Below are 12,205 nucleotides of genomic sequence, written 5' to 3'. Positions count from 1 at the left end.
TAAAAAAGTTTTTAAAAAATTATGCGTGAAGGGTTTTGGCTATCTTATCGAGGGTCTTATCATCAAGCACCTCGAACTTTTTCCTCGTAATAACAGCCAGCTGGAACCCTTCACCTGAACCTGCATCCCGCCTCATTGCAGATTTTAAGGACCGCACAGCAAGCTCAATTGCATCAGCCTCTGAGAGTCCTGCTTTGAAACGGTCTTCAAGCACACCAAATGCCATTGGAGATCCCGACCCGGTTGCGACAAAGTCGTCTTCACGGGTCGCTCCGCCCATTGCATCAACAGAATAAACAGAGGGTCCGGTATCATCGACTCCGCCAACCAGAAGCTGAACATAATAGGGGAAGTAACGGTTCTGGTTTAAGTAATTTGAGAGGAGTGTTGCCGAGGCACCGACAGAGATCTTTGTTCTTCTCCGGATCTGATAGAGATTGCTCTCAACACTCATCAGTCTGGCAAGCTGCTGGGCATCGCCAACGCCACCGGCGGTCGTCATACCGATGGTATCTGTAATCTGGTAGATCTTCTTTGCTTTTTTGCTGGCTATCATATAGCCCATGGTAGCTCGTTTCTCTGTTGCGAGGACGACACCATCTGAGAATACAATCCCTATTGTTGTCGTTCCCTTCATAATCTCCTGTGGCTGTTGCATCATATGCCCCCAAAAATCAGAATAAAAAAATGGTTAGTATTGTATCATATTTTAGTGATTACTAATGATAAACATTATTATTGTGGCGCGTAGTCTATGAGGGCCTTGATTAGTTCGCGATCATAGAGCATCGAAACAAGGCGGCTGTCCCCGTTTACAATCGGCAACTGGTCGACACGGCCACGTTTCATCTTTAATGCGCATTCGGAAACTCCGGCATTTGTCGGAACAGCGATGACTTTCTTTACCATTGCAAGCTTGACGGGTTTCGTCGGTAGTTGAATCCGGGAGATCGCATATGAGATATGATGCATATCCCTGATACTCTCCCATGTCCACTCATCATCGTCTGTGCCATTAGAGAAGTCACTTACTTCAATATCATCTTCGATACAGGAGCACCGGATGAGATCCCGTTCGGTGATGATCCCTTCAAGCCTGCTCTCAGAGTCAAGGATTGCAATTGCATCTACATGTGCAATCTCCATGATACGACCGACTATTGTAAGCGGAGTTTCGCTCCAGAGTGCAAATGTTCGTGACACATACCGGTCCTTTATTTCATCCTTTATCTTTAACTGGGCAACAGCGCCAACGAGATCGGCAACGCTGATCAGGCCTGTAAGCTTTCCATCTTCAACAACCGGGAGACGCCGGATATTGTTATTAATCATTATTTCAGCGGCTTCTTTCAGTGAAGCATCAGGTTTGATGGTGATTGGATCATGGGTCATAAGGAGAGCGATCTGCGTCTCATGGGGATTTCCGAGGAGATCTTTTCTGGTAATAATACCTATGAGCTCTCCATCTTTCATCACCGGAACACCGCTGATTCCGGTTCTTTTGAGAATCTTCAGTATCTCATCCCTGTTTGCCGGTGTGTCAGCTGTGACCACGTTTTTTGTCATGTAGTCACGGACGATCATGATACTTATACCCTCACCACCATGGTTGATACCTGGCTGTATTTAACGACATGAGCTGATACGCTTCCGATTAAGAGGCGGTCAATCTCGGATTTTCCGCGGGATCCAACGATGATCAGCTCAACCCCTTCTTTTTCGGCAACATTGAGGATCTCGTTTCCTGCATGGCCGGACTGAAGATGTTTCTTCAGTGTAACTCCGGCGGAAGAGGCCTTTATCTCAGCAGTATCGAGCAGTTGGGTTCCTTCTTTCTCAAGAAGGCTGTAGATTACCTCCCAGGTGTTATCCATTGGAACAGATGAAATGAGGCCTGTCTCGATGACATAGATGGCATGGAGATCAGCCTTAAATCCCCGGGCAAGCTCAATTGCTTTATCAAGGGCATTCATGCCTATCTCAGAGCCATCAATTGCGACCAGAAGTTTGTGAAACATACGTACCACCAAAATCAGTTCTTAGTCATTAGGTAGTTATGAATTAAAAAAGAATTCTATCAAGATGAGAGATTCCACATCGTGAAACAAGAGTTCTGATGGGATCGCGGGAGTAGATAAGATTTGAATCTTCTGGATTAATAGTCATAATTGGCGCTTTTTTCCCCTCTTCTATCCAGTATGGAGTTTTCGAAAGAGAAGATCCTGCAATTCCCATTTCAAGAATGGTGCGCGCGGAAAGGTCGGTGATATCAGAGAGAAATGCCATCTCACGCCAGAGATCCGGCTGGACAAACATCGCGTTATCTGTACCGAGGAATACCCGGCAACCGAGTTCGATCATTTTTGTAACAGGAGGATTATTGGGAGATCTGGTAACCCCAAGTATCCAGTTTGAACGGGGACAGATGGCGATTGGGATGTCTTCATCCGCACACCGGCGGAGATCCCGGTCATGTGCATGGGTACAGTGGATGAGGAGATCGGGCTGATATGCCAGTGCTCCTTCAATATCATTTGCATCCCGTTCCCCTGCATGAATTGCTATCATCTTGCCGGCACGTCGGGCAGCCTCCACTGCATAATCGAGATTGGAGATGTCCCGGACACTGCTGATCCCAAAGCCCTCGGAATACAATTCTCCTCCATCTCTCCCAAAGATGACAGGTCGTATTGTTGATCCCACAGCCGCCTCACGAAGAGCACTGACCCCGTCAACTCCTCCCTCCCTGAAATCTGCAAAACCTGCACATCCGGTTTTTTCCATAACGCCTATTGTAGCGTGCATCGCAGAGATAAGTGTGCTTCTCTCTGTCGCGCGCAGGATTTGGTGTTTCAATCCATCAGGAGGGGTGACAATTGACTCAAGGTCTCCATCAACCGGTGTATCCATTGCCACGGTGTCTCCAATATGAGTATGAGCATTGAAGAGTGCAGGAAGAATCCAGCGCTTTTTTGGTTTCCGAACCTCTTCGATAGACCTGATGACGCCATCTTTGATTATGATCAAGGCTGGTCTGAGCGATAGTTCCTCGCCAATTAGTGCAAACCCCTCAATCGAGGTTTCCCTTTCCATACCCTACGTATTGACCGTTTGTTTAAATATATGCACGGAGAAACCTGTCTGCATGGCAAAGAAGAAAGGTGGAAGAATGATATCTTCTGCAGGCCTTGTCACCTACTATGACAGTGAGGACAGGCGTCAGGTCACTATTGATCCAAAGACTGTTATTGCTGTTTCAGCTGGCATTGGAGTCTTTATCTTTATTATGAACCTCATATTCTAATTCATCATCTCTTTTTTAGTGATTCTTTGATGATATCCTCAGATTCATTGAAATACATAATGTCATGGCCGTTCCAGAGATCCATGTTCCGAAATACAACCGCAGGCACTCCCCTATTGCTCTCACCCATTACAAAATTTGCAAAACCTGCTATCTCATCGACGACCGCCTCCTCTGTGATCAGGAGTTCGTGCCCAAAGAGATCGTGATCGCCACGGAAATCACGGATGCCCGTCATCCCGCTCCACCCGATAGCATGCCCGGTCTGGCCACGGCGGAATGCCCTTCCACAGGTATCGGTTAGAATGACACGAATATTCGCGCCAGTCTTCTCTTTAATAGCAGATCTGATCTGTTCAGCCGCAGCCATCGGATCTGATGGGAGAAGGATCACAATCCCATCTTCCACATTGCTGTGATCGACACCTGCCCTTACACCGATGTGTCCAAAAGGAAGTCTTGAAAGGATAAACGGGCAGTCAAGGATGATCTCTATTGAGGAGTCAAGCACAGCCTGTACAAACCGGGGATCTTCGTGAGTGAGCGAGGCGATCCGTTCCGCCTCCTGAGTTGGTGAAATCTCTGCAATATGCCTGATATTCCCGACAGATTTTGAATATACAGAGCTTGCGACACAGAGTATATCTCCGTCTATAAATGTAATCTTCCCGGTGATGAGCCCGGCGAGATCATCTCCAGGCTGGATTATTGGGAGGTCTTCAATCCCGATAACTTCAATTGACATCTGATCTCTTCTTTTATCTGCTGGATATAGATTAATCTCTTTGCTGTGGTAATTGTGCCCTTTACAGATCAGCGTGTGCAGGTTTTGGGCATACTGATTACCTTCCGATACCTTTATGCTTAAACCCGTATACCATCGGTTACGTATGTATTTCGTTATCCGGTGTCCGGGGTGCCGGTCATTTACCTATATGGATCACCTGCAGCAGAGAAAGCTCTGCCCGGTCTGCGGTGAGATCATCAGCTCACAGAAGGCGCCGGTCTACATCGAAGTCCAGACATATGCGGAAGCCGATCAGATCGTCTCACAGCTTGAGGAGTACCTGAGAAAGACACGAAGGGGCGATCTGACCGATGAAGAGATAGCACGCCTCCGTGCTACCTATGCACGGTGGGTAAAGGCGCATATTCCTGTTTAAGCCGATTATTGCAGATATGTATAGCGTGCTACGTAAAGGTGGCCGCGGCCCCGGTTTGCGACGTCCCCCATGAAATGATGGAACAACAACCCATCATGATCCACAATACCCTTTTTCTCAAAAGTGGGGATCATCTCCTCTGCAGATCCATATACATAGCAGGTGCCAGCTGACATATTTGCACAGACGCGGCTAGAATCTCCGAGGATGGTTACTGTCCCCCCTTTCATCTCAGCACAGGCATAATCCCCTGTATTGCCATGGATGAGCACTTCGCCGCCTGAGATATGTTCACAGGCGAAATCACCAACTGATCCGATCACCTCAACGGATCCCCCCCGCATTCCGCGGCGCCCTCCACGATATCCGCTTGCACAATAATCTCCGGCATCACCATGGCAGAGTATTTCCCCTCCCTGCATCTCGCGCCCGAGCCACCCCTCTGCTGAACCGAGAATCTCGATTCTGCCACCTGACATAAAATTGCCACAATGCATCCCGATATCGCCTTCGATGGTGATTGTTCCGCCGTTCATATACTCGCCGACACGTTTTACCCTTGATGAATCACCTCTGATGAGAATATCAACTTCCTCTATTGAGAATCCGTCACCCTCAATAACCAGATCAGCAAGCGCTTCCAAAGGAACCGTCCGGTTCCCCTCTCCCACCAGAATCTCTTTGTCCTGAAGGAATGCATCCGGGGTAATCATCTCGGCTTCTATTGGAATGAAAGGGTTTGTGCGGTTTCTGAAGGTAATGGTCACGTTCATAGATCGGTCTCCGTTTCAATACAGTAATTCCGATGGAGGTATTCCTCCTGAACAGGATAATTGCTCATCCTGACGGTATAGTACCGCTCAAAGAGCTCGATAAATGCTGGATCATGCTGCATGTCATAGACAGCCGGAACCTTCGGCTTCACCCAGTAGGTAGTGTTCTCCCCGTCGATGATCGCATCTCCCCGGCGGGAGACGACCCGACCCCGCTTGATGGTATATTCGGTTCGGGAGAAGCCCGCTATAACCTTCTCATACTCAGCAGAGGGATCAATCTCATCGGTCTTTATCGGATAGATAGCAATATCGGCCTCTGCCCCCGGCATCAGATACCCTTTTCCGAGATCGATGATTCCAAGCGCCCGTGCCTGTCCTGCCCTCGTCATCACGGCAATCTCGTGCCAGTTGAGCTCCCGATCAAGTGCGGGCAGAGGGACACGTTTTTCTGTATCCGGATGGATTGTTGCAAATTCTGCGTCACGATATTGCTTGCTCATCAGCAGAGCGATGATCTCGGGATATTTTACAAACGGGGCGCCATTTGGGTTATCGGTTGTCAGGAGGCATTGCCATGGATTCTTCACAAGCAGTGCGAGTTCGAGTCCGATCGCCCACATGATGCTGTTCACAAGATTTTTTTTCCGGTAGTTCACGGGTATGATCCCAGATCCGGTTTCAAGCTCGACATCATGGTTGCTCCATTTATCATGATGGAGGCGGTAGAGGTTGAATTCCATCGGCCCGTCTGCGGTCATCGTTGTTGTCCTGCCAAACATCACCTGTCCCATATCAATGACGATCTGGGGAGAAAAGTCCACCTTCCGTGCAACAGGCTCGCTCTTGGAACAGAAATCTCCCCACCCGCTTCCCCCATAGGAGTGGAACTGAACATGAGTTGCATAGAGCGACTGCCGTTTGTCATTTATGTCAGGTACAAGGTCGAATGTGCCAATGGTGCAGGTATAGTTTCCAGGAGTCCCGAGATTATTACAATGAAGGTGAACAGAGTGGGGAAGGTGGAGCATCTCATTGGCCCTGATCGCACCCTTGATAATATCTGCCGGTGTGAGATCAAAGGTCGGAATCTTTTCATTAATACAGGATATATTCTTCCCAAAACCCCATGCTTCTGTTCCGCCTGGATTTGTCAGTTTGATGGCAAATCCTTTCACGGCAGTGAGCGTCCATGCAATGATCGCCGCTGCACGTGTAATATCACCCTCTTCAAGCGCCCTGAGCATCCCCCAGTTCCCGTCAAAGAGTGTATTTGCAAACGAATCCTGAAGAGGTGTGAACTTGAACTCCTCATGAGTGTGTCGGGCTTCAAGCGGCGCCATCGCACCCTCAATGAGTGTGGTGTACCCAAGCGCACTATATCGGTAGCTGTTCCCGTATGTTGTCGGAACACTGTAGCCGGAGGTGATATGCATCGGTCCTCTACGCGCGGTTCTTCCTGCACGCATATCTTCAGGGCTCATATATCTGCCAAAGTTCACCTTTGTGCCTGATGTATGTGTATGGGAGTCGATACCTCCGGGGAGGGTGAGGTATCCCTGGCAATCGATCACCTCGGCTTTTTGGGAAGCTTCTTCGACGATCCTGCTTCCGGAAATTGCAATATCCATCAGTTCGCCGTTTATGCCGGATATCGGGTCAATAACATAGGCGTTCTTCAGCAGTATCTCAGCCATCTCTCTTCATCTCCCGTATACGTGTAACAATCCGCTCAAGGATCTCCTGATCGGTTGGAAAATTGGTTTCAATTATTTTCTTCATCCTGATTGGAACGCCATCCATCCTATATGCTGTTCCGGCAGCTTCAATGCCGGTGATTGCAACTGGTATCTGCACCTGGCAGAGTGCTGTTGTTGCATTGACACAGGGGTCGATCTGCACAGTTGGTATTGCGGCCATATGTTCGATAGTGGATTTTGGGAAATGTGCCCCCGGATCACTTGCTATTACAAGACAGGCATCCGGCTCCTTTCTCTCAAGGAGATCAATGACGGTTGTCTCACCGGGATTATAGAAAGCAATACCCCGTGAGAAATCAACTGCAAATGGGTACCCGGCCATCCAGGTGAGGACTTCATTAAAACCATAGACATTGAAATGGCCACGCATTGCACTGATCGTAAATTTCGTCTTCCTGTTGAGTTCAGAGACAAGTTCGATTGCGTTTCTGACATTCTTGTATTTGCCACGGCTCATCGTTATGCCAAGACCAAAAAATACCGCTCCAAATTTTGCCTTTTGCATCAGACTGGCAACACGCTGGAGCTGCTCTTTTTTAACTCCCGCCACTGAATCCGGAACAACATCATCTCTTCCCCTGACCATGGCCCGAAGGGCAGAAAGGACAAGATAGTCGCCCCCTGGTTTTATCTGGATAAATTCATCTGCGACTTTTGCTCCTTCTGATCGTCGTATATCCACAACAATTACTTTTCTATCAGTAACTGTATTGTCAATGAAATATCCATCTGCGTAGGTGGTATACCTGCTCATATGCCGGGGATGTGCTTCAATCGGGTTGCACCCCCAGTAGATAACAAGATCAGCACGGTTCTTCACCTGCCCGAGCGTGCATCCGGGATGGCCCACCTCCTGGATAGCCAGGATAGAGGGATTATGGCAGACTGATGTGGTGCTGTCGATGAGTGCCCCGATTTCTTCTCCAAGATGGACGCCGACAACCTGAGCCTCCCCGACAGTACCACTCCATCCATACAGGAGGGGACGCACTGCATCCGAGAGGATACGGGCAGTCTCATCGATCGCCTCTTCATAGCTGACCTCAACCCATTTTCCGTTTTTTCTCATGATTGGGTGTTGTAGCCTGCCTTTTGAGAGGAACTTTGCATTCCCAAGAGTACAGCAGTTTTCAACGCCAAGAATTCTGTTATCATCCAACCGGACACTGATGTCGTCACAGAGACACCCACAGAATGGGCAGGGTACATCTCTAATTTCCATACCGTACACCTCCTATTATTTCCATCAGTTCCCACACGGTAGGCACGGGTTCATCTGTTGGCTCAATCTCAACAGCAATATCCTTATAGTCGGGCATCCCGGTTGCATGGGTATAGCCTCCTGTTATCGCATTGGCATATGGACCAAGTGCGATATAGGCATTATTTGTCTGTATATCCTCAGTTGCTTCTGCGGTTAGAATAACTGAACCATAGTCGCTTGTCACTCGAACCCGATCTCCTGATTCTATCCCGAGATCCATGAGATCAAGTGGATGCATATACAGAATAGACGTTGCTTTCTGGTATCCTTTCGAGAGCTTATGTTCGACAAATGAACCCTGGGGGACTGTCCTTCCGGATGAGAGTGTACATCTCATTTTTCCCCTCCCTGGAGGGCTTCAACAATACGGGCAACCCGGATGGCTCCGTTTGAACAACTCTCTTCACAGGTCTTGCAGCCAGTGCATTTCTCCTCGTGGAGAACCTTGTTCTGGCCGGTATCCACCCGCATGATCACCTCATCTGACGTGGATGTTCCGCTGGAACGGAGTGCCGGATCAATCTCCCTGTTTACCGGGCATGCAACCGTACAGTTCCCACACCCCATGCATTTAGACTGGTCGATCTCAATATGAAAGGTGCCTTGAAGTGTGAGCTCCTCCTCTTTTTTATATGCAAGTATTCTTCCGCTTGTCAGGACATCCTCAGGACACGCCTCAATACAGAGTCCGCATCTGATACAGTGTCCTTTTGTGATCTCTGGACGCCATATTTCTTCCCGCTTAACAACAGTAATTGCTTCAGGAGCCGGGCAGATCATCATGCAGGCAAGGCAGTGGGTACATTCTTTATCAGTTAGCTCAGGAAAATCCCGGAAATGCGGAGGAGTCACAAGGGGAGCGGTTTTCGCTGTGAAGAATGTCGTGATCCAGTGGGGCCGGAGAAATTCTCTGATATAATTGATGATCGATAACACGGATCTTACCTCTCTGTACAGGCGATGCAGGGATCTGAACTGATAAAGATTGATGTTATATCAGCAGCGGATTGTGCATCTATCAGCATTGCATGGGCACAGACCTGGATATTCGGAATGGATGGTGTCTGGATGGCGATTTCAAGGATTCTTCCATAATCATCTGTGGTAAGTTCGTAGAGGAGTTCACCTCGAGGGGCCTCGCCCCGGTACCTGATTGATCCTGCTTTGATTGTACCCCCGCCACGTATCGGCCCTTCTCTCATTGCTTCAAGGGCTGATCGGATGAGGCGTATACTCTGGAATACCTCTTCAAATCTCACCATGATACGGGCAAAGTTATCTCCTTCCTGCCGGATAACTGGAGAGAATCCAAGTGCCGTGTATGTCGGATGGGTCGATCGCTGATCATTGTCAATTCCGCTTGCCCGTGCAGTCGGGCCAACAGCATGTGATTCAATCGCAGCATCTTTGGTGAGAATGCCGATCCCTTTTGATCGAAGCCCGATTAGCGGTCCCGTTTCAAATATCCTGATAAACCGTGTCAGCTCGGCATCTATATGATCGAGTGCGGATCGTAGTTCATCTGCAATGTCAGAAGATATATCGCAGCGAACACCACCCGGCACAATAAATGCGCAGGTGACCCGCGCCCCTGTGATCAGTTCGAGCTGATCCATCACAGTCTCACGGAGGTTCAGCAGGTACATTGCAAGGGTTTCATGCTCGATTGTGTAGCAATATGAGTAGTTTGCAAGGAGGTGGCTCTGCATCCGGTCAAGTTCGTTGACGATTACCCGGAGATATGCAGCACGTTCAGTTGGTACAATTCCGCTGATATGTTCGACTGATTCTATGAAGACAAAATTATGGATCACCGAACAGATCCCGCAGACACGCTCGGCCAGGAACATAACTTCCTGCCAGGGTCTCCCACGCATGATCCGTTCGATCCCCTTCTTTACATAGCCCAGTTCAACTTCGGCCGCAAGGACATATTCGCCCCGTGTTTCGCATTTAATTCGGCAGGGTTCCTTAAAGCAGGGATGCATCGGGCCGACAGGGAGTGATATGTCTACTGTCTTTTTCATCTGATTGTCTCCTCGTAATCTTTGAAGATTAACGGTGCCAGCGAGAGGATGGTGCTGATGATCTCAGTTGGCCGGGGCGGACATCCGGGAATCTCAGCCGCAATCGGGATATGTTTTGATACCGGAGGATCCACGAGGGTCTCCGGTCTGTTGAAGACGCAGCCTGATATCGGGCAGTTTCCAATAGCAACGGCAACCTTTGGATGAGGGATCTTATCCCAGAGCGGCTTGAGCTTGTCCTCCCACTGCGGGCTGAATGCTCCGGTTATCAGAAGAACATCCGCTTCCCTTGGATTGTTGTGTACATAGATGCCATACTGTTCGATATCATAGCGGGGAGATAGGCAGGCCAGAATCTCAATATCGCATCCGTTGCAGGATCCGACATTGACATAGGCAACATGGATTGAGCGTGATCGGACGCTGTTTTTAAGATGTTGGAGCAGGCTCATGACCTGATCAACTCCATCATCTCCATACGTGCCTCTGAAACAGCAGCCTCATGTTTAATTCCATCCTGTATCCTGCGAAGGTACTGTTCTTTTATCAAAACCCCATCCTCCTTTGAAATCAAACAAAAAGCCTGCGTAAGAAGTGGGATACCAAGCAGCCTCTCGGTATCGTCACCTGCCTCTCTTGCCACATCACAGCGTGCCGGAAGGTTTTCAAGAAACATCATATCGGAACGCTCTATGAGTATCTTTCTGAGTTGCTGGCGTTTTATACCAAGGGTTGCGGCAAGTTCCAGGACGACTGCATCATGGCGTCTGCTTTCAAGGATGATGAGTTTCATCTGTCTGAGATCCTTTTCATAGAGGTATTTGTTCATACAAATCCTCCGCCAACCAGGATTCCATATACTGCGAAAGCCAGTACGCAGCACCAGATTAAGATCATCTCAACTTTCCTGAGTTGTTTTTCATCTGAAATAAAGAGTGTTGAGCCAATTCCAAGAAGAATGAGAAGACCTATGATAGAAGCTGCGAGTACTGCTCCTGTGGTTGCACCCTGTATCAGAAAAATGCCGGTATATAGCAGAATGCCGGCAAGCAGGCAATAGCGGATCAAGGTCATGCAAAAACCCCCAGATAGATGATATAGATGGCAATGAGACCGGTTGTGATCGTCTGGACGGTGACTGTATCATAGGGTGAGAGCATTGGGGTGATTGCACAGACAAACGAGAGTGATATCATAAGGATCAGGATTCCAAGAAGTGTAAGGGGAAGTCCGATTGGTCCGATAAAGACCATTACAAAGGTATACAGCAGGACAAATGTCTTCAACCCAAATGCAGCATTCATTAAGCCGCGCCATACACCGAAGTGCTCGGTCCAGTAACCGCTGACGATCTCTTTTGCCTCTACAATCGAGAACGGGCCATAATGGATCTTTGAGAGGATCACCATATAGAGGGCGATGGCCGCCGGGAATGCCACAAAGAGGAGTGGTCCATTGATTGCCTGATATGTCTCGATATCACGGAGCATAAGCGATCCGGTGATCAGGTAGATGAGTGCGACACTTGAGAGAAGCGGGAGTTCAGATGCCGCTGATACGACTGACCGGATCGCACCAAATTTGGAATATGGTGATCCCGAGGCAAGCCCGATCCCATGCTCAACGATCTTATGGAGCACGTAAAGTGCAAACAGGAGAAGCAGGCTCTCCTGCGTGATCAGGAGCATCAGTGCTGCGGTCCAGATGGCAATTGAAATCCCCACGACGGCAACATATACTCCCTGGCTCGCTGTTTTTGGAATCCATGACTCCTTTGCCAGGAACTTAAGGGTGTGGAGTAGCTCCTGCCAGATGGGCGGCCCTGGCCTTCCCTGTATCCGTGCAATCACTTTCCTGTGGATACCGTGGAGCAGCAGGCCAATAAACATTGCAGCGATGATGTATTCGATCATA

The 12,205-nt window shown here is 48.8% G+C and carries 17 protein-coding genes; 2 read left to right on the top strand and 15 right to left on the bottom strand.

Features of this window, described 5'->3' with window-relative positions; genetic code table 11:
- Positions 1–19: 19 nt before the first annotated feature.
- The 4 genes from psmB to FTO68_RS01585 form a co-directional block, all read right to left on the bottom strand.
- Complete coding sequence (psmB, locus tag FTO68_RS01600) at positions 20–661, bottom strand: archaeal proteasome endopeptidase complex subunit beta (protein WP_255331603.1); 642 nt, start codon at positions 659–661, stop codon at positions 20–22.
- 74 nt (positions 662–735) lie between these two features.
- Complete coding sequence (locus FTO68_RS01595; RefSeq protein ID WP_255331602.1) at positions 736–1,584, bottom strand: CBS domain-containing protein; 849 nt, start codon at positions 1,582–1,584, stop codon at positions 736–738.
- 5 nt (positions 1,585–1,589) lie between these two features.
- Positions 1,590–2,018 carry a universal stress protein gene (locus FTO68_RS01590; RefSeq protein ID WP_255331601.1) on the bottom strand — a complete coding sequence of 143 codons (429 nt, stop codon included), beginning with the start codon at positions 2,016–2,018 and terminating at the stop codon, positions 1,590–1,592.
- Positions 2,019–2,061: 43 nt separating this feature from the next.
- The gene (locus FTO68_RS01585; RefSeq protein ID WP_255331600.1) at positions 2,062–3,093 is read right to left on the bottom strand and encodes an amidohydrolase family protein; all 1,032 of its coding nucleotides are present in this window, start codon (positions 3,091–3,093) and stop codon (positions 2,062–2,064) included.
- Between the two features lie 52 nt (positions 3,094–3,145).
- On the opposite strand from FTO68_RS01585, the gene FTO68_RS01580 reads away from it, so the two are divergent.
- On the top strand, positions 3,146–3,304 hold the full coding sequence (locus FTO68_RS01580; RefSeq protein ID WP_255331599.1) for a preprotein translocase subunit Sec61beta: 159 nt from the start codon (positions 3,146–3,148) through the stop codon (positions 3,302–3,304).
- A gap of 4 nt (positions 3,305–3,308) precedes the next feature.
- On the opposite strand, the gene FTO68_RS01575 is transcribed toward FTO68_RS01580, so the two are convergent.
- On the bottom strand, positions 3,309–4,049 hold the full coding sequence (locus FTO68_RS01575; RefSeq protein ID WP_255331598.1) for a coenzyme F420-0:L-glutamate ligase: 741 nt from the start codon (positions 4,047–4,049) through the stop codon (positions 3,309–3,311).
- Positions 4,050–4,194: 145 nt separating this feature from the next.
- On the opposite strand from FTO68_RS01575, the gene FTO68_RS01570 reads away from it, so the two are divergent.
- A complete protein-coding gene (locus FTO68_RS01570; RefSeq protein ID WP_255331597.1) occupies positions 4,195–4,467 on the top strand; it encodes a DUF1922 domain-containing protein in 273 nt (90 codons plus the stop codon).
- A 5-nt stretch (positions 4,468–4,472) separates the two neighbouring features.
- Here the strand turns inward: FTO68_RS01570 and FTO68_RS01565 are convergent, their stop codons facing one another.
- The 10 genes from FTO68_RS01565 to FTO68_RS01520 are packed head-to-tail and all read right to left on the bottom strand — an operon-like array spanning position 4,473 to position 12,204.
- Positions 4,473–5,240 (bottom strand): formylmethanofuran dehydrogenase subunit C, encoded by a 768-nt coding sequence (locus FTO68_RS01565; protein WP_255331596.1) that lies wholly within the window; start codon positions 5,238–5,240, stop codon positions 4,473–4,475.
- Positions 5,237–6,937 carry a formylmethanofuran dehydrogenase subunit A gene (locus tag FTO68_RS01560; protein WP_255331595.1) on the bottom strand — a complete coding sequence of 567 codons (1,701 nt, stop codon included), beginning with the start codon at positions 6,935–6,937 and terminating at the stop codon, positions 5,237–5,239. Before FTO68_RS01560 ends, FTO68_RS01565 begins: the two co-directional genes overlap by 4 nt.
- Entirely contained in the window at positions 6,930–8,222 is a 1,293-nt protein-coding gene (locus tag FTO68_RS01555; RefSeq protein WP_255331594.1) for a formylmethanofuran dehydrogenase subunit B, read from the bottom strand. The genes FTO68_RS01560 and FTO68_RS01555 overlap by 8 nt, the downstream gene beginning before the upstream one ends.
- Positions 8,212–8,601 (bottom strand): molybdopterin dinucleotide binding domain-containing protein, encoded by a 390-nt coding sequence (locus FTO68_RS01550; RefSeq protein ID WP_255331593.1) that lies wholly within the window; start codon positions 8,599–8,601, stop codon positions 8,212–8,214. Before FTO68_RS01550 ends, FTO68_RS01555 begins: the two co-directional genes overlap by 11 nt.
- A complete protein-coding gene (locus FTO68_RS01545; RefSeq protein WP_255331592.1) occupies positions 8,598–9,200 on the bottom strand; it encodes a 4Fe-4S binding protein in 603 nt (200 codons plus the stop codon). Before FTO68_RS01545 ends, FTO68_RS01550 begins: the two co-directional genes overlap by 4 nt.
- Before the next feature lie 5 nt (positions 9,201–9,205).
- Positions 9,206–10,291, bottom strand: coding sequence for a hydrogenase large subunit (locus FTO68_RS01540; protein ID WP_255331591.1), 1,086 nt, complete (start codon positions 10,289–10,291; stop codon positions 9,206–9,208).
- Positions 10,288–10,743: an NADH-quinone oxidoreductase subunit B family protein gene (locus FTO68_RS01535; protein WP_255331590.1), complete on the bottom strand. Its 456-nt coding sequence runs from the start codon at positions 10,741–10,743 to the stop codon at positions 10,288–10,290. Before FTO68_RS01535 ends, FTO68_RS01540 begins: the two co-directional genes overlap by 4 nt.
- Complete coding sequence (locus tag FTO68_RS01530) at positions 10,740–11,120, bottom strand: EhaM family protein (RefSeq protein WP_255331589.1); 381 nt, start codon at positions 11,118–11,120, stop codon at positions 10,740–10,742. Before FTO68_RS01530 ends, FTO68_RS01535 begins: the two co-directional genes overlap by 4 nt.
- Positions 11,117–11,365 carry a hypothetical protein gene (locus tag FTO68_RS01525; RefSeq protein WP_255331588.1) on the bottom strand — a complete coding sequence of 83 codons (249 nt, stop codon included), beginning with the start codon at positions 11,363–11,365 and terminating at the stop codon, positions 11,117–11,119. The genes FTO68_RS01530 and FTO68_RS01525 overlap by 4 nt, the downstream gene beginning before the upstream one ends.
- Positions 11,362–12,204: a respiratory chain complex I subunit 1 family protein gene (locus FTO68_RS01520; RefSeq protein ID WP_255331587.1), complete on the bottom strand. Its 843-nt coding sequence runs from the start codon at positions 12,202–12,204 to the stop codon at positions 11,362–11,364. The genes FTO68_RS01525 and FTO68_RS01520 overlap by 4 nt, the downstream gene beginning before the upstream one ends.
- Position 12,205 lies beyond the last annotated feature (1 nt).

It is taken from the genome of Methanocalculus taiwanensis (genome assembly GCF_024372745.1).
GTDB classification, from domain to species: domain Archaea; phylum Halobacteriota; class Methanomicrobia; order Methanomicrobiales; family Methanocorpusculaceae; genus Methanocalculus; species Methanocalculus taiwanensis.
This window is presented reverse-complemented; position numbering and strand designations above follow the sequence as displayed.

What these genes read in the sequence shown, in the direction of transcription:
- psmB (WP_255331603.1), bottom strand. Translation starts at nt 661, where the DNA reads ATGATGCAACAGCCACAGGAGATTATGAAGGGAACGACAACAATAGGG.
- FTO68_RS01595 (WP_255331602.1), bottom strand. Translation starts at nt 1,584, where the DNA reads ATGATCGTCCGTGACTACATGACAAAAAACGTGGTCACAGCTGACACA.
- FTO68_RS01590 (WP_255331601.1), bottom strand. Translation starts at nt 2,018, where the DNA reads ATGTTTCACAAACTTCTGGTCGCAATTGATGGCTCTGAGATAGGCATG.
- FTO68_RS01585 (WP_255331600.1), bottom strand. Translation starts at nt 3,093, where the DNA reads ATGGAAAGGGAAACCTCGATTGAGGGGTTTGCACTAATTGGCGAGGAA.
- FTO68_RS01580 (WP_255331599.1), top strand. Translation starts at nt 3,146, where the DNA reads ATGGCAAAGAAGAAAGGTGGAAGAATGATATCTTCTGCAGGCCTTGTC.
- FTO68_RS01575 (WP_255331598.1), bottom strand. Translation starts at nt 4,049, where the DNA reads ATGTCAATTGAAGTTATCGGGATTGAAGACCTCCCAATAATCCAGCCT.
- FTO68_RS01570 (WP_255331597.1), top strand. Translation starts at nt 4,195, where the DNA reads ATGTATTTCGTTATCCGGTGTCCGGGGTGCCGGTCATTTACCTATATG.
- FTO68_RS01565 (WP_255331596.1), bottom strand. Translation starts at nt 5,240, where the DNA reads ATGAACGTGACCATTACCTTCAGAAACCGCACAAACCCTTTCATTCCA.
- FTO68_RS01560 (WP_255331595.1), bottom strand. Translation starts at nt 6,937, where the DNA reads ATGGCTGAGATACTGCTGAAGAACGCCTATGTTATTGACCCGATATCC.
- FTO68_RS01555 (WP_255331594.1), bottom strand. Translation starts at nt 8,222, where the DNA reads ATGGAAATTAGAGATGTACCCTGCCCATTCTGTGGGTGTCTCTGTGAC.
- FTO68_RS01550 (WP_255331593.1), bottom strand. Translation starts at nt 8,601, where the DNA reads ATGAGATGTACACTCTCATCCGGAAGGACAGTCCCCCAGGGTTCATTT.
- FTO68_RS01540 (WP_255331591.1), bottom strand. Translation starts at nt 10,291, where the DNA reads ATGAAAAAGACAGTAGACATATCACTCCCTGTCGGCCCGATGCATCCC.
- FTO68_RS01535 (WP_255331590.1), bottom strand. Translation starts at nt 10,743, where the DNA reads ATGAGCCTGCTCCAACATCTTAAAAACAGCGTCCGATCACGCTCAATC.
- FTO68_RS01530 (WP_255331589.1), bottom strand. Translation starts at nt 11,120, where the DNA reads ATGAACAAATACCTCTATGAAAAGGATCTCAGACAGATGAAACTCATC.
- FTO68_RS01525 (WP_255331588.1), bottom strand. Translation starts at nt 11,365, where the DNA reads ATGACCTTGATCCGCTATTGCCTGCTTGCCGGCATTCTGCTATATACC.
- FTO68_RS01520 (WP_255331587.1), bottom strand. Translation starts at nt 12,204, where the DNA reads ATGATCGAATACATCATCGCTGCAATGTTTATTGGCCTGCTGCTCCAC.